Origin of the sequence: Streptococcus ferus DSM 20646 (assembly GCF_000372425.1) — a bacterium.
Lineage (GTDB): Bacteria > Bacillota > Bacilli > Lactobacillales > Streptococcaceae > Streptococcus > Streptococcus ferus.
Genome location: NZ_AQVD01000001.1, coordinates 198164 through 213780, shown reverse-complemented (window position 1 = coordinate 213780; position 15617 = coordinate 198164). Strand labels below are relative to the sequence as shown.

At 43.8% G+C, this 15617-nt stretch carries 13 protein-coding genes; 5 read left to right on the top strand and 8 right to left on the bottom strand.

Annotation, left to right across the window (positions count from 1 at the left end; translation table 11 throughout):
• Positions 1-33: 33 nt before the first annotated feature.
• Genes pheT through pheS form a run of 3 tightly spaced genes read right to left on the bottom strand, consistent with a single transcriptional unit; the run spans position 34 to position 4006 of the window.
• Positions 34-2439 carry a phenylalanine--tRNA ligase subunit beta gene (gene pheT / locus A3GY_RS0101035; protein ID WP_018029536.1) on the bottom strand — a complete coding sequence of 802 codons (2406 nt, stop codon included), beginning with the start codon at positions 2437-2439 and terminating at the stop codon, positions 34-36.
• Complete coding sequence (locus tag A3GY_RS0101030) at positions 2433-2966, bottom strand: GNAT family N-acetyltransferase (protein ID WP_018029535.1); 534 nt, start codon at positions 2964-2966, stop codon at positions 2433-2435. The genes pheT and A3GY_RS0101030 overlap by 7 nt, the downstream gene beginning before the upstream one ends.
• The gene (pheS, locus tag A3GY_RS0101025; protein WP_018029534.1) at positions 2963-4006 is read right to left on the bottom strand and encodes a phenylalanine--tRNA ligase subunit alpha; all 1044 of its coding nucleotides are present in this window, start codon (positions 4004-4006) and stop codon (positions 2963-2965) included. Before pheS ends, A3GY_RS0101030 begins: the two co-directional genes overlap by 4 nt.
• A 317-nt stretch (positions 4007-4323) precedes the next feature.
• Between pheS and A3GY_RS09555 the strand changes: the two genes are divergently transcribed.
• Positions 4324-5082, top strand: coding sequence for a DUF6287 domain-containing protein (locus A3GY_RS09555; protein ID WP_018029533.1), 759 nt, complete (start codon positions 4324-4326; stop codon positions 5080-5082).
• 85 nt (positions 5083-5167) lie between these two features.
• On the opposite strand, the gene smc is transcribed toward A3GY_RS09555, so the two are convergent.
• From smc to yycF, 5 genes are all read right to left on the bottom strand, one after another.
• Entirely contained in the window at positions 5168-8713 is a 3546-nt protein-coding gene (smc, locus tag A3GY_RS0101015) for a chromosome segregation protein SMC (RefSeq protein WP_018029532.1), read from the bottom strand.
• 2 nt (positions 8714-8715) lie between these two features.
• On the bottom strand, positions 8716-9411 hold the full coding sequence (gene rnc, locus A3GY_RS0101010) for a ribonuclease III (protein ID WP_018029531.1): 696 nt from the start codon (positions 9409-9411) through the stop codon (positions 8716-8718).
• Positions 9412-9513: 102 nt separating this feature from the next.
• Complete coding sequence (locus tag A3GY_RS0101005) at positions 9514-10317, bottom strand: MBL fold metallo-hydrolase (RefSeq protein ID WP_018029530.1); 804 nt, start codon at positions 10315-10317, stop codon at positions 9514-9516.
• A gap of 1 nt (position 10318) precedes the next feature.
• Complete coding sequence (gene vicK, locus A3GY_RS0101000; protein WP_018029529.1) at positions 10319-11668, bottom strand: cell wall metabolism sensor histidine kinase VicK; 1350 nt, start codon at positions 11666-11668, stop codon at positions 10319-10321.
• Positions 11661-12368: a response regulator YycF gene (gene yycF / locus A3GY_RS0100995; RefSeq protein WP_018029528.1), complete on the bottom strand. Its 708-nt coding sequence runs from the start codon at positions 12366-12368 to the stop codon at positions 11661-11663. The genes vicK and yycF overlap by 8 nt, the downstream gene beginning before the upstream one ends.
• Before the next feature lie 255 nt (positions 12369-12623).
• Here yycF and A3GY_RS0100990 point away from each other — a divergent pair, with 255 nt between their 5' ends.
• Genes A3GY_RS0100990 through A3GY_RS0100975 form a run of 4 tightly spaced genes read left to right on the top strand, consistent with a single transcriptional unit; the run spans position 12624 to position 15605 of the window.
• Positions 12624-13406 (top strand): amino acid ABC transporter ATP-binding protein, encoded by a 783-nt coding sequence (locus A3GY_RS0100990; RefSeq protein WP_018029527.1) that lies wholly within the window; start codon positions 12624-12626, stop codon positions 13404-13406.
• Positions 13403-14218, top strand: coding sequence for a transporter substrate-binding domain-containing protein (locus A3GY_RS0100985; RefSeq protein WP_018029526.1), 816 nt, complete (start codon positions 13403-13405; stop codon positions 14216-14218). The genes A3GY_RS0100990 and A3GY_RS0100985 overlap by 4 nt, the downstream gene beginning before the upstream one ends.
• Before the next feature lie 17 nt (positions 14219-14235).
• Positions 14236-14940: an amino acid ABC transporter permease gene (locus A3GY_RS0100980; protein ID WP_018029525.1), complete on the top strand. Its 705-nt coding sequence runs from the start codon at positions 14236-14238 to the stop codon at positions 14938-14940.
• 14 nt (positions 14941-14954) lie between these two features.
• Positions 14955-15605, top strand: coding sequence for an amino acid ABC transporter permease (locus A3GY_RS0100975; RefSeq protein WP_018029524.1), 651 nt, complete (start codon positions 14955-14957; stop codon positions 15603-15605).
• Positions 15606-15617 lie beyond the last annotated feature (12 nt).

The following is a 15617-nucleotide window of genomic DNA, read 5'->3' as shown; positions in this document are numbered from 1 at the left end:
TGCAGAAAAATCTAGCCTAAAGGCTAGATTTTTCTATCTCACCTCTGCACCGACTTTTTCAGTCAGAGATTTAGTGATTTTGTCCATATACTTGGCCACTTCTTCATCCGTCAAATTATCCTTAGGATTTTGGAAGGTTAAGCTGTAAGCCATTGATTTCTTGCCGTGTCCCAGTTTTTCACCAGCATAAACATCAAAAAGTTTTACCTTGGTCAGGCGTTTCACACCGCTAGCCGCAATGGCGTCTAAAACATCTTGGTGGCTTACTTCTTCTGAAAGAAGCAGAGCAATGTCACGTGACACCGCAGGGAATTTAGTGATATCCTCAAAAACTAAATCCGGCTTCAGAGCTGCTTCAAGCGCATTAAGATTGAGCTCAGCCACGTAAGTTTCAGGAATGTCAAAATCCTTTGCCGTCTGGGGGTGAACTTGACCTAAATAACCGATAACTTGCCCATCATGTTCAATGAGTGCTGTACGTCCGGGGTGCATGCTGGCCATAGCCTTTGTTGCAACAAATTGAACAGAGACCTCAAGTTTGGCCAGAATGGCTTCCAGAATCCCTTTTGCATAGAAGAAATCAACCGGCTGAGCAGGTGTCTGGAAATCTTTTTCTGCCACTAAACCTGTCAGCGCAAGGGCAAAGGTATCAATTTCCTTTGGCAGCTCCTCTTTAGGGTTACCAGACTGTTCAAAGACCTTACCGATTTCATAAAGGGCCAGGCTCTTGTTCTTCCGAGCGACATTATAGGCAATGGTGTCCAGCATACCAGATACAATATTCTGACGAAGGGCTGAACGATCGACAGACATAGGCCACATCAGTTCTGTCAGATGGCTTGGATTTGGCGTGAAAGCGACTGCTTTTTCAGGAGTCGTCAAGGCATAAGAGATGATCTCAGACAGACCTGCTCCCTCAGCCAGCGTGCGCACCTTACGGCGTAATTTTTGAGCTATCGTTAATTCGCCGACTGTTCCTGCTGCCTCAGGCAGAGTCGTCGGCAGCTTGTCATAGCCGTAAATTCGAGCAATTTCCTCAACCAAATCAGCTTGGATGGCAATGTCCCAACGGCGTCTAGGAACAGAAACCGTGAACATCTCCTCATCTCCTGACAGACCAAAACCAAGTCGGGCAAAGACATTTTCAATATCCGAGAAAGTTAAGTCTGTTCCCAAGCGAACATTAACATAGTCAAGGCTAGTAGACACTTGAACATCATCTGTTGGCAATGTACCTGCCTCAACCTGACCAGCAAGGACATGTCCTCCTGCCAATTCTGTCAGCATGGCTGCTGCATAATCAAGTGCCTGTCCGACAGTAGCATAGTTAATTCCTTTTTCAAAGCGAGAGGAACTTTCTGAACGCAGATTCAGGCGACTGCTTGTTCTGCGAATGGTTTTGCCATCAAAGGCAGCGGCTTCCAGAACAACATTGCGAGAAGAAAAATCAATCTCAGTTGCGGCACCGCCCATAACACCTCCCAAGGCTACGGGTTTATCGTCAACGGTGATGACTATGTCCTCTTCCGCTAGGTCACGCTCTTCTCCGTCAAGGGTCACGAGTTTCTCACCAGATTTAGCCTGACGGGCCAGAATGTCCTTGCCCTCAAACTTGTCCAAATCAAAGGCATGCATCGGCTGACCAAAGTAAAGCAGGACGTAATTGGTCACATCGACAACATTATTGATGGGACGAATGCCGGCATTCATCAGGATGTTCTGAAGCCATTGAGGGCTTGGTTTAATGGTCACATTTTCAACCACACGCGCCTTATAGGTCAGCACCTTGTCAGAAGCGATAGCCACCTTGAGAAGATCAGCTGCTTTCCGATCATTTTCAGTCAGAGATTTTTCGTCAAAATGAACCGATTTTCCATAAATAGCAGCCACCTCATGAGCAACACCGCGCATAGACAGCGCATCGGCACGGTTAGGCGTGATTGACAATTCGATAATCTCATCATCTAAATCCAAGTATGTTAAGGCATCATCCCCAGGAACCGCATCGGCCGGCAGAATTTGGATGCCATCCGCAAATTCTTTAGGAATGATAGAATCAGACAGTCCCAATTCCTGCAAGGAGCAGATCATACCAAGGGATTCCATGCCTCGGATTTTGCCTTTTTTGATTTTATAGTTGTCGGCAATTCGAGCACCTGGAAGGGCCACAATCACCTTAAGACCCGCTTTGATATTTGGTGCTCCGCAGACAATCTGACGAAGCTCTTCCTCACCTGTATCCACCATACAGAGATGCAAGTGTGTCTCTGGTACATCTTCACAGGAAACAACTTCTCCTACAACTAGCTTGGACAGTCCCTCTCCCGGAACTTCAACGCCTTCCACCTCAATCCCCGTGGTTGACATCTTTTCTGCCAGTTCCTGACTCGGCACATCAATAGTCACTAATTGTTTTAACCATTTATAACTTACTAACATTCTTTTCCTTTCCTCGTTAAAGGTTTTCTCAGCAGCCAGTCCCTATCCATCTTATCCCCGACAGCAAAGAGATGCTCACTGAACTTTTCAAATCCGTATTTTTGATAAAGAGACTGCGCCTTGATATTATGCTCCCAAACTCCCAGCCAAGCCCAGTCACAGCCTGATTCGCAAGCTCTTTCCAGTGCAAACTCAAGAAGTTTTTGTCCCAGTCCCCTACCCTGATAGGCTCGCAGGAGGTAGAGTCTTTGAATTTCAAAGGCATTGGCTAACTCCTGCTCTGTTTGCGCCTGACCTCTATTAAGTTTGAGGTAGCCTGCCGGTTCCCCATCAACCCTGATAAAATAATGCTGACTGTCCGGATGCTTGAGCTCTTTTTTCAGAATGTCAAGACTCAAGTCTTTATCGAAAAATGCAGCCAACTGATCCGGCTCATTATCATGCCCAAAGGTTTCTTCGAAGGTTCTTATAGCAATATCTCGTAGGACTTCTGCCTCCTCGAACTTAATTGGTTTAATCTCAATCATTTAAATTGCTCAATAAAGCGACTGTCGCCTAGATAGAAACCACGGATATCATTGATGCCGTAACGCAGCATAGCAATCCTTTCTTGACCAAGTCCAAAGGCAAAGCCAGAATATTGCTCAGAATCAACCCCTGACATTTCAAGAACACTTGGATGAACCATGCCGGCACCCAAAATTTCAATCCAGCCCGTCTTTTTACAAACGTTACAGCCTTTACCGCCACATTTGAAGCAGGAAACATCGACCTCGACAGACGGTTCTGTAAATGGAAAATAAGATGGACGCAGGCGAATGCTGCGGTCTTCACCGAACATCTTCTTACTGATCATTTCGAGAGTGCCCTTGAGGTCCCCCATAGAAATGTTTTGACCCACAACTAATCCTTCGATTTGATGGAACTGATGAGAGTGGGTCGCATCATCTGTATCGCGACGGAAAACACGCCCTGGAGAAATCATCTTGAGCGGCCCTTTCGAAAAGTCATGCTTATCTAACGTTCTAGCCTGAACAGGACTGGTATGGGTCCTAAGGAGAATATCCTCGGAAATGTAGAAGGTATCTTGCATATCACGCGCCGGATGGTCCTTAGGCAAATTCATCCGCTCAAAATTGTAGTAATCCTGCTCAACTTCAAAACCATCCACAATCTGAAAACCCATCCCGAGGAAAATGTCTTCGATTTCCTCACTGATTTGCGACAGGATGTGGCGATTGCCCAGCTTAATCTGACGGCCAGGAAGGGTCACGTCTAACGTTTCTGATTCGAGCCGAGCCTGAATTTGAGCCGCTTCCAAGAGCTGAGCCTGCTCTTCAAAAGCCTGAGTCAGGACATCACGAACCTCATTGACCTGTTTGCCGACAAGCGGGCGAAGTTCCTGAGAGAGATCCTTCAGCCCTTTTAGCAGCTCGGTCAGAGAGCCTTTTTTCCCCAGCACTTTCACGCGGAGTTCCTGCAATTCGTTAGCATTGTCAGCCTTTATCGCTTTCAGCTGATTTTGAGTCTTTGTTTTTAATTCCTCTAATTGCGCTTGTAAGTCCATTCTTATCCTTTCTTGAGCATTTCCAAAATAAAAACGTGCCAACTCTCCTAAGCGGAGCGTTGACACGCGGTACCATCCGTTTTTTATCTGGAAATGCCAGACCTTAATTCTAAGTCTACTAACTGAGTGAATTCACTAAACTTTCATCTAACAGGCTTCCAGTCACGGCCCGCATTCCCTAAAAGACTGCCATAAAGCTACTAATCTCATCGACTTGTATTCAATTACTAATATTTTAACAGATTTTGAGGAAAAAAGTCAAAAATTTTTTTCGTTTAACGAATAAGTAAAATGAGAACCAAACTAAGGAGATGCCTGTGAAAAAGAAAACCCTATTGATGTCGGGACTGACCCTCTTGTTAGCTACCAGCGGTCTGCTGCTGAGCAAACAGCTAAGACCGCAGACAGATAACAGTCAGCTGATGATTTCTAAAATCAGTGAAAAGCAAAATAAAACTGCCAAACTACGCCCCAATCTTAGCAAGCCCGTTACATTGCAGCCAGTCACTGCGGCAGGAAAAGAAGCCGGACAAACCATTCTGGAGCAAAGGCCGGACAAGCCAATCCAAACATCTAAATTTGACTTTGCCAGCCTGCAAAACGGGGACTTTACAAGTATAACTGGCACTTGGTCTGATGCTAAGGGATGGCTCTTTGGCTTTTCACCAAGCGGTATCGTCACACCAAACGGACTTCACCTATCTGCCCTCTATCAAAAAGAATCCGGACAATATCAGGCCAACGTTCAGTTAGAAAATGGCTATGGTTTTGTGCTCTACTTCTATCCTGCAGGGACCAAGATTCCCAGCAGCCATTTCCGCTTCACCAAAGAAGACCCTTCTGACATTAGCCGCGACCGCCTTGTTGGGAGTCAGACAGCAATTTTTGACACCACTTCCACACAAGATTTTATAGACAGTGTCTACTATAAGGTTTCAGACTCTAGCGTTCATTCTAATCAGGATTTCAGCACCCAAACAAGTACCACTGAGCAGCTAGCTGGTTCTGAAGCTGACCCTTTATCACAAACAACAGAAGCACTCGTCAGTCAAGCGACCACCTCTGAAAACGAATAGGTACTTATTGATGACTGAGGCTCAGTATGACGACATGGTAATAGGCTAGGACAGATGTCCTAGCCTATTTGGCAACTGTGACAGCTTAATTAGTCTTGTCAAAGTCTGCAACGTCCTTTAGTTTAACAGACACAATCTTAGAGACACCTGACTCTTGCATAGTGACACCATAAATACTGTCTGCTGCTGACATGGTTCCCTTACGGTGGGTGACCACAATAAACTGACTAGACTTATCAAAGCGGTTGAGATAGTCTCCAAAACGTTTGACATTGGCCTCATCAAGAGCCGCCTCCACTTCATCTAGGATGACGAAAGGAATAGTCTTCACACGAATAATAGCGAATAAGAGGGCCAAAGCAGACAGCGCCTTTTCTCCACCTGACATGAGGTTCAGGGATTGGATTTTCTTACCTGGCGGCTGAACTGAAATCTCGACACCAGCCGTCAAAAGATCACCTTCTGTCAACAGAAGGTCAGCACTTCCACCGCCGAACATTTGGACAAAGGTAGTTCTAAAACTATCCCGAATCGCATCAAATGTCGTCTTAAAACGCACCTTAACCTCATCGTCCATTTCATGAATGGTCGACAGCAACAGATCCTTAGCATGAACCAAGTCATCCTTTTGGCTATTGAGGAACTGACAGCGCTCGTTGACTTCATCGTACTGTTCAATCGCATCAATATTGACCGGACCTAAGCGCTTAATCTGACGTTCCAGCTGGCGAAGGGCCTGACTGGCGGCCTCTTCGTTGTCAATTGTTTCAACCTGTTTTTGAGCTTCTTCTAAGCTCATTTGATACTCCTCTGTCAGATTGACAGCAAATTGGCGTAACTTATCCGAAACATTCTCCACATCAGCTTCTAGTTTTGCCTGTTGGCGAATCAATTCCTCATTCTTTTGACTTGATGTCAGCAGGCTCTCTTCCAGCTCTTCTAGCTGCGCCTGACAATCTTCCAGTTCAAAGCGGTATTGCACCAAGCTGGTTTCAATGGTCGCCTTACTTTCCTCAGCTTGCTGGCGCTGTTCTTTGAGATCAGGCAGGCGATTTTCTGACAAATCCTCTGTCTGAGCAGTCAGCTGGTGCCTAATTTGCTCCATATCCTGATGAAGAGTCTCCAACTCAAGTTGCTGGCGTTTCTTATTTTCTAAGGCGAACTGATAGGTGTTGAGCACATCGCGTTCTTCAAGACGCAAGTCTGACAGAACCTGCTGAAGCTCGGTTACCTTGGCCTGAATGCTGTCTTTATCGTCTTTAATCTGTTTAATTTGCTGATTGAGACTTTTCTTATCCTCAGCAATCGCAGCCAAATCAGACTCAAGCCCAGCTTTTCTATCTAAAAGTGCCTGCTGACTTTGAGAATCGGTTATCTCCTCCAAGCCTTGGAAAAGCTCCTGCATTTCAGAATAGCGCTGGCTGATCTGCTCATAGCTCAGGGCTAGTTTCTGCTCCAAAAGCCTTGTCTTATCCCCTTCTTCTTTGATGCGCGCCAAAGAAGCCGTTTTAGCCGTCAGTTCTTCTTTAGAGCGAGCGAGTTTTTGTTCCGTCTCTACTTGCTTAGCCTTCAGAGCAGCGATATCTTTTTCCAAACGCTCTAGTTCAGGTTTGATAAAGGTCGTGCTGTGATGACGGTTTGCTCCTCCTGAAAATGAACCGCCCGGACGGATTTCTGTTCCATCAAGAGTCACCATCCGTACCTGATATCTCAGACTGCGAGCCGCCTGATTGGCATGATCAACCGTATCAAAAATAGCTGTCACTCCCAGCAAGTTTTCAAAAATAGCAGCCAATCGAGGTTCAAAAGTCACTAGATGACTGGCCATTCCAAGAAAACCTGCTGCCTTTGATAAGTTGATTTGATTTTGTTCTGACAGATGGCGAGGCTTAATCGTAGTCAAAGGGAGAAAAGTTGCCCTCCCCTGGCGATTTTTCTTCAGGGAGTCAATAGCTCGCTTGGCAGCCGCTTCATCTTCTACAATAATATGCTGACTGCTGCCTCCTAGGGCAATTTCAATGGCTGTTTGGTAATCTCCTGCAAAACTAATGTGCTCACTAACAGGACCGACAATCCCGCCAAGCTGATCGGCTCTTTGCAGAACAGCCTTGACACCCGCAAAGAAATGACTATGGTTTTTTTGGATATTTTCCAGACTATTGCGCCGAGCTTCTTGATTTTTCAGCTGATCAAGCTGCTGAAACATGGTAGCCTGATCTTTCTGATAATGCCTGTCCAGCTCTTGAATTTCCAAAGACAAGTCTTGATGGGATTGCAGCAAAGCCTGCAAATCTGACTGAACCTGATCCAGCTTACCTTTTTCCTGTTCAAGGCGTTCTTTGGTCTGTCCGAGATCTTTCTGAAGCTGCTCCATTTCTGCCGTCTTTAGATTTGAGGCTTGTCTCTGCTTCTCCAAATCCGAGTCCAAGGCGGTAACCTGGTTGGATAAGTCCGCTTCTTTTTGCATCAGTCGCACAAAATCTTCCCGAAGCCCCTCAATAATGGCATCTGGATTGGTCGAAAAGCGGGATAAGTCTGTTTCAACCTTTGCAATTTGGGTCTTTTTAGCGTCAATACCAAGGAGCAGTTCATTGATTTCATCCTCTTTGGCTGTCAATTCATTCTCCAGAATTGATCTTTGAGCTTCTAGTTGCTTGAGATTAGCTTGACTGAGTTCCTTCTTTTCCGCCTTTTGGCTGCTCTCTAGGCTGATTAAGTCAATTTGACGCTCCAAATCACTGATTAAGCGTGTTAGGTCCAATAACTGTGCCTGTTTTTGCTCTACTTTTTTCGTCAAAGTTTGACGTTTGGCCTTTAAGGTCTGATTGGTTTCCTCAAGTTTTTCGCGCTCTTTATAATAACCCTTCAGTGCCCCTTTGGCCGCTTCAAGCTGATTTTCCTGCGTTTCTAAAAATGCCTTATTCTTAATAATACGATGAACAAGAAGGTCCAAGTGGCCCTTTTTACGATCTGCTTCCAAAAGCAAAAATTCTTTTGCCACTTTAGCCTGCCGCTCTAAAGGCTTTATCTGAGTTTCCAGTTCATAAATGATGTCTTCTAGGCGATCAAGATTGTCTTGGGTCTGATTAAGCTTGGTCTGAGTTTCTTTTTTACGCGTTTTGTATTTTAAAACACCTGCAGCTTCTTCAAAAATTGCACGACGTTCCTCGGGTTTACTATTAAAAATAGCTTCGACGCGCCCCTGAGAAATAATGGAGAAAGAATCCCGTCCCAAACCTGTATCCATAAAAAGATCATGAATGTCACGCAGGCGGACTTTTTTACCATCAATAAGGTAGTCGCTGTCTCCATTACGATAAATATGACGTTCTACTCGAATCTCTTCTTGAGCATCCTTAATAAAGCCATCCCTATTATCTAGAACAACGGTCACCTGTGCAAAATTTAAAGGTTTTCTATTTTCCGTCCCAGCAAAGATAACATCCGGCATCTTTCCACCGCGTAGGCTTTTGGCACTTGATTCTCCCAAGGCCCAGCGGAGACTCTCCGTGATATTACTCTTTCCAGAACCATTGGGGCCGACAACAGCTGTTACCCCTTGATCAAATTCAACTTTTGTTTTGTCTGCAAAAGACTTGAAGCCCTGCATTTCAATTTCTTTTAGAAACATCCTTAAGAACCTCGTTTTAGCTGCTCAAGGGCATTTTGAGCAGCGTTTTGTTCTGCCATCTTTTTCGATTTTCCTGCTCCCTGGCTCATTTTCTTGCCTTCTACAAGGACAGCAACCTCAAAATGCTTGTCATGGGCAGGACCGCTTTCCTTGATGACCCGATAATCGATTTTGATATCTCCCTTAACCTGCAGCAATTCCTGTAAGGTGGTTTTATAGTCCATCACCCGCTCATAGTTACCAATTTCCACTTGGGGGATCATCACGCGATAAAGAAAATCACGCGCCGCCTCCACTCCAGAATCAAGAACAAGGGCACCCAAAAAGGCCTCAAACAAGTCGCCCAGAATCGTGGCCCGTTCGCGACCGCCCGATTTTTCTTCTCCTTTACCCAGCTTGATATACCGGTCAAAGTCACACGCTTTGGAGAATCCTGCCAGACTTTCCTCCCGGACAATCGTGGAACGCATCTTAGACAGATCTCCCTCTGGTTTTTGCGGGTATTTTCTAAATAAATAGTCTGAAATAATGAGTTGCAGAACCGCGTCTCCTAAAAATTCCAAACGTTCATTATGTGAAATGTTTAGGAGGCGATGTTCGTTAGCATAAGAGGTATGGGTAAAAGCCGTTTCCAAGAGTTCCTCATCTGAAAAATGAATCTGAAACTCTCTGGCCAGTTTTTCTTTAAGTTCCTTCATAAAAATCCTTTCTTTGTTAAAAAACACTTCTACTATTATACCAAAAAATACCCAGAACCACTATTTCCGGGTATTTTTTCTACGTTTTCTTCTAGAAAACCATCAAATATCAGTCAACGGCGTCGCCTCATCAGGGGCTGTATCGTAAACCTTAAAATCATGATCAACCGCCAAGTCAGCCTGTTTGAGAGCATTTTCCATCGTCATGTGTGCCAACTCTTTGATATTATTTTCTTTACTCAGATGGCCCAGATAGATGCGTTTTGTCTTATGACCAAGCGTCCGAATCATGGTCTCTGCCCCATCTTCATTAGACAGATGCCCCTGGTCAGATAAGATTCTCTGCTTCAAGCTCCAAGGATAGGCACCAGAACGTAGAATTTCGATGTCATGATTGGACTCAATTAAGTAAGCATCCGCATTCTCTACAATCCCTGCCATTCTGTCACTCACATAGCCGGTATCTGTCAGCATTACAAAACTTTTACCATCTTTCATAAAGCGATAAAACTGGGGAGCAGCTGCATCATGACTGACCCCAAAACTTTCAATGTCAAGATCGCCAAATATCTTGGTTTTTCCAAGTTCAAAAAGGTGCTTCTGATGGCTGTCTATCTTACCTAGCATGCCGTCCATAGCCTGCCAGGTTTTCTCATTGGCATAGATATCTAATTGATATTTTCTGGCCAAGACCCCCACGCCATGGATATGATCCTTATGTTCATGGGTCACTAAAATCGCATCTAAATCTTGAGGATGACGGTCAATCTCAGCCATCAATTCCGTTATTTTTTTGCCAGATAACCCCGCATCAATGAGAAGTTTCTTTTGAGGGCTTTCTAAATAGAAAGCATTGCCTGACGAACCTGAGGCGAGAATACTATATTTAAAGGCAGCTTCTGTCATCCTATGCTTCTTCTTCCTCCCATTCATCATCTAAGATATTGTCACGGTCGTAAGGCAAGACAATAGTAAAGGTCGATCCCTTACCGTAGTCACTCTTAGCCCAAATAAAACCGCCATGCTGTTTAATAATTTCTTTTGTAATAGCCAGCCCCAGCCCTGTCCCGCCTTGTGCCCGGCTTCTGGCTTTATCAACCCGATAAAAACGATCAAAAATTAACGGTAAATCTTTTTTAGGAATTCCCAGGCCCTGATCTGAAATGGAAATAATCAACTGGGTATCCGTCGTGTTCATATTAACCGTTATTTTACCGCCATCTGGCGAATACTTGATGGCGTTATTCATGATATTATCAACCACTTGAGTCATCTTATCCGTATCAATTTCCACCCAGACCGGTCGAAGAGGATAATCGCGGATAATCTCATAAACCTTGCCCGCCAAAGAATTCTGCGTCTGAATCTGATCGAAGCGATTGAGAATATAGGTCATAAAGGCTGTAAAGTTAATCAATTCGACATTCAAAGGACTATTTTCATTATCAATCCGAGAAAGATTCAGCAAATCTGAAATCATCCGCATCATCCGATTGGTCTCATCTAAGGAAACCTTGATAAAACTCGGAGCAACGGCCTCTGTCAGAGCGCCATCATCTAAGGCTTCCAAGTAGGACTTAACCGAGGTCAGCGGCGTTCTCAGCTCATGGCTGACATTGGATACAAACAAGCGCCGCTCTCTTTCTTCCTTCTCCTGCTCTGTCACATCGTGCAAAACAGCAATCAAACCTGAAATAAAGCCACTTTCCCGGCGATTTAAAGCAAACCTTACCCGAAGGGTGATGAACTCATCATTTTCATCGCGCTGATACCAGATCAGCTCTGGCTTTTGGGCAATTAAATCATTTAAACTATAACTATCCTCTTCCAAAAAATCAAGGATAGACATCTCCAAGGCCTCTTCTCGGCTGATATTCAGCTGCTTTTGAGCAGTGTCGTTAATCAGGACAATTTTCCCTTGCCGATCAGTCGCCAAAACCCCATCTGTCATGTAGGTCAAGACATTGGTCAGACGGTTGGTCTCTTGAGCCAAATTTTCATGCGTCAGACGAAAAACTTCTGATAAATCATTGATATTGTTCACCAAATCGGTCAACTCTGGATTTGATTTAATATCTAATTTATCTGAATAATCGCCCGCAATCAGAGATCTGACTTTTTTATTAATGGCTTTGATTTGTTTATTATTCTTATATTCTCGATAATTCAAAAAGATAAAATAGAGAAATAAAAGGAATAAAAGCCCTCCAAAAACCAGCCTCAGCAGGAAGGGCGTTGTTGAAAAAAAATTAGTCATAGGATTTCATGTAATAACCGACACCGCGTCTTGTCAAAATATATTCTGGACGAGATGGAGTATCCTCAATTTTTTCACGTAAACGGCGTACGGTTACGTCAACTGTCCGTACATCTCCAAAGTAGTCATAACCCCAAACGGTTTCAAGCAGGTGTTCGCGAGTCATCACCTGTCCTGTATGAGTCGCTAAATGATGGAGCAATTCAAACTCACGATGGGTCAGCTCGACTTCTTCTCCACGCTTTTTGGCAATAAAAGCATCCGGCAGAATCTGAAGCTCTCCGATAACCAGCTCTGAGGTACCGCCGGCATTTTCTTCCGCAACTGCCGTCTCAATATTTTCGGTACGGCGAAGATGAGCCTTGACACGCGCTAGTAGTTCACGATTCGAAAAAGGTTTAGTCACATAATCGTCTGCCCCAATCTCAAGGCCAATAACTTTATCAAACTCACTATCCTTGGCAGAAAGCATGATAATCGGTACATGACTGGTTTTGCGTACTTCCTTAGCGACTTCCAGACCGTCCAGCTCTGGTAGCATCAAGTCCAGAATGATTAAATCAGGATTTTCTTCCTCAAAGCAGGCCAAAGCTTCACGACCATCAAAAGCAGTTATGGTGTCATAGCCTTCCTTACTTAGATTAAATTTGATAATATCCGAGATGGGTTTTTCATCATCAACAATAAGAATTTTTTTCATTATAAATGACCTCTCTATTTAAATAATAGGTTATTTTTTAATTCCTCCTGAGTCTTATTTTAACTCAAGAGCAAAGCACTTTTCCCTAGATTATACCAAAAACCCTCTTAAATGAAAACTCTAAGGCCTAATTGTTAAGCTGCCTTTGTTTTACTGAATTTTCTGACAATATTGACAATTTGTATCTTTCATGTTAAAATTGGTAATTATGTTAGTTTATCTAACAAGAAAATTATGTTAAATAAGGAGATTGCGATGCCGTTAATTGAATATAAAAATGTCGAAAAATACTATGGAGACTACCACGCTCTGAAAAACATCAATCTTGAAATCGAAAAAGGGCAGGTCGTTGTTCTTCTCGGACCTTCAGGTTCTGGAAAATCAACCCTCATTCGGACGATGAATGCGTTAGAAGGCATCGAGTCAGGGGAATTGATTGTCAATGGACACAAGGTCTCCGGTGCTTCCAACAAGGATTTAGTACAGCTTCGTAAAGAAGTCGGAATGGTTTTTCAGCATTTTAACCTCTACCCTCATAAAACCGTTTTGGAAAACGTAACTATGGCTCCCATCAAGGTTTTAGGCATGGATCCTAAAGAAGCAGAAGCCATTGCTGAAAAATACCTGACCTATGTTAATATGTGGGATCGTAAAGACTCTTATCCCGGTATGCTGTCTGGAGGGCAAAAGCAGCGTATCGCCATAGCCCGTGGCTTGGCAATGAACCCTCAACTGCTCCTCTTTGACGAGCCAACCTCTGCTCTTGACCCCGAAACCATCGGAGATGTTTTAGCGGTTATGCAAAATCTGGCCTTCGAAGGGATGAACATGGTCGTTGTCACCCATGAGATGGGCTTCGCCCGTGAGGTAGCTGACCGGATTATTTTCATGGCAGATGGTGAGATTCTCGTTGATACGACTGATGTTAATGGTTTCTTCGATAACCCGCAAGACCCCCGTGCTCAACAGTTCTTAAGCAAAATCATCAATCATTCTAGTGAACGTGTTGATGTCAAGAAAAAGGAGGGAGCTAAATGACCCTTAAAAAACTTCTGAAATACTTAGCAGCAGTCTGCCTTTTCTTCCTTTGCTTTTCCAGTTTCTCCCAAGTCTTAGCAGAAACTTCCTCTTCTGCTCAAATTAAGAAAATTCAAAAGGCTGGTGTCATTAAAGTCGGCGTCAAACAAGACGTCCCTAACTTTGGTTATTATAGCGCCGAAACAGGTGACTATGAAGGGATGGAGATTGACATTGCCCGTAAAATTGCTAAAAATTTAGGGGTCAAAATAGAATTTACACCCGTTACTGCTCAAACGCGTGAAGCGGTTATGGATAATGGGCAGGTTGATATTGTTATCGGAACCTATACCATTACCCCTGAACGTAAAGAATCCTACAGTTTCTCCAATCCCTATTATACTGATGAAGTCGGATTTTTGGTTAATAAATCCAGCGGCATCAACACAATCAAAGATTTAAATGGAAAAACAATTGGCGTTGCTCAAGGATCAACCACCAAGGCAGCTATTGAAGAGTACGGGACTGCTCATAACCTTAAGTTTAAATTTGCACAGCTAGGGTCATATCCTGAATTAGCAATCTCTCTCTATGCAAACCGTATTCAGGCTTTTTCTGTTGATAAATCTATTCTAACAGGCTACCGCAGTGCAAAGACGAAGATTCTCAAAGAAGGCTTCAATACTCAAGAATACGGCATTGCCACCAAAAAATCCAACACTGAACTGACTGCCTATATCAACGATCTTTTAAGCAAATGGACTCAGGACGGCAGCTTGCAGAAAATCTATGATAAATACGATTTGAAACCTGCTACCAGTCAGAGCAACTAGTACAGAAAGGAGATTTTATGACTATCTTAACAACCGTTACCAGTCCTTTTGCTCTAGAGCGCTGGTCTGCTTTTTTCGCCAACTTTGGTGATTTTGCCAAAGGCTTCCTCTATACCCTCGGTATGTCTGCGGCCGCATTGCTCCTTTCTCTTATTTTAGGAATTATCTTCGGAGCCATGAGTTCCTCAAAAAATAAGATTCTTAAAGGGATTGCCCGAATTTATGTGGAAATCTTTCAAAACACACCTCTCTTGGTGCAGTTTGTCTTTGTCTATTATGGATTGGCCATCATGACAAGTGGCGCCATCATGATTTCAACCTTCTTTACAGCAGTTCTTTGTGTCGGCGTCTACCATGGTGCTTACATCGCTGAGGTTATCCGCTCAGGGATTGAAGCTGTTCCCAGAGGACAGACAGAAGCTGCTCTTTCACAAGGCTTCACCTATAAGCAAACCATGAGTCTGATTATCCTGCCTCAGGCTATTAGGACTATACTGCCGCCGATGACCAACCAAGTCGTAAACCTGATTAAAAACACCTCGACAGTTGCGATTATCTCCGGAGCGGATATCATGTTTACAGCCAAGGCTTGGGCTTATGAAACCACTAACTATGTACCTGCCTTTGCCGGTGCTGCTCTTCTCTACTTTATCATGTGTTTCCCACTAGCAACTTGGGCACGCCGTAAAGAAGAAGAAAATAAGAAAGCTTATAGCTTATAGAAGGAGGTTTGCAAATGAAAGAATTATTCACGTCAACAAACCTCAGCTTCTTATTGCAAGGTTTGTGGCTAACACTCTACATATCCTTTATATCAATTGTTTTATCAACTCTTATCGGAACCATTTTGGCTGTCATGCGCAATGGGAAAAACAGGTTTTTAAAACTCCTATCAAGTATTTATATTGAGTTTGTTCGTAATGTTCCCAACCTGCTTTGGATATTTATCATCTTTTTGGTTTTCCAAATGAAATCAACACCCGCAGGAATTACTTCGTTTACGGTCTTTACCTCAGCCGCCCTCGCCGAAATTATCCGCGGTGGTCTGAATGCTATTGACAATGGTCAGACAGAAGCCGGTCTATCACAGGGATTTACCAATTTTCAGATTTTTATCTACATTGTTTTCCCTCAGGCTATCCGCAAAATGCTTCCGGCCATCATTTCACAGTTTGTAACTGTCATCAAAGACACCTCTTTCCTCTATTCGGTTATCGCTCTCCAAGAACTCTTTGGTAAAAGCCAAATCCTAATGGGGAAATATTTCGAACCTGATCAGGTCTTCGCCCTTTATGGTATTGTTGCAGCTACTTACTTTGTCATCAACTTTATCATTTCCAGCTTCTCTCGGCGCCTTGCCAAAAGGTGGGAACAAGCTGCTGAATAAGAAAATACGCCT

Excerpts from the sequence above, each read along its gene's own strand:
- pheT (WP_018029536.1), bottom strand. The coding sequence starts at position 2,439 with ATGTTAGTAAGTTATAAATGGTTAAAACAATTAGTGACTATTGATGTG.
- A3GY_RS0101030 (WP_018029535.1), bottom strand. The coding sequence starts at position 2,966 with ATGATTGAGATTAAACCAATTAAGTTCGAGGAGGCAGAAGTCCTACGA.
- pheS (WP_018029534.1), bottom strand. The coding sequence starts at position 4,006 with ATGGACTTACAAGCGCAATTAGAGGAATTAAAAACAAAGACTCAAAAT.
- smc (WP_018029532.1), bottom strand. The coding sequence starts at position 8,713 with ATGTTTCTAAAAGAAATTGAAATGCAGGGCTTCAAGTCTTTTGCAGAC.
- rnc (WP_018029531.1), bottom strand. The coding sequence starts at position 9,411 with ATGAAGGAACTTAAAGAAAAACTGGCCAGAGAGTTTCAGATTCATTTT.
- A3GY_RS0101005 (WP_018029530.1), bottom strand. The coding sequence starts at position 10,317 with ATGACAGAAGCTGCCTTTAAATATAGTATTCTCGCCTCAGGTTCGTCA.
- vicK (WP_018029529.1), bottom strand. The coding sequence starts at position 11,668 with ATGACTAATTTTTTTTCAACAACGCCCTTCCTGCTGAGGCTGGTTTTT.
- yycF (WP_018029528.1), bottom strand. The coding sequence starts at position 12,368 with ATGAAAAAAATTCTTATTGTTGATGATGAAAAACCCATCTCGGATATT.
- A3GY_RS0100990 (WP_018029527.1), top strand. The coding sequence starts at position 12,624 with ATGCCGTTAATTGAATATAAAAATGTCGAAAAATACTATGGAGACTAC.
- A3GY_RS0100985 (WP_018029526.1), top strand. The coding sequence starts at position 13,403 with ATGACCCTTAAAAAACTTCTGAAATACTTAGCAGCAGTCTGCCTTTTC.
- A3GY_RS0100980 (WP_018029525.1), top strand. The coding sequence starts at position 14,236 with ATGACTATCTTAACAACCGTTACCAGTCCTTTTGCTCTAGAGCGCTGG.
- A3GY_RS0100975 (WP_018029524.1), top strand. The coding sequence starts at position 14,955 with ATGAAAGAATTATTCACGTCAACAAACCTCAGCTTCTTATTGCAAGGT.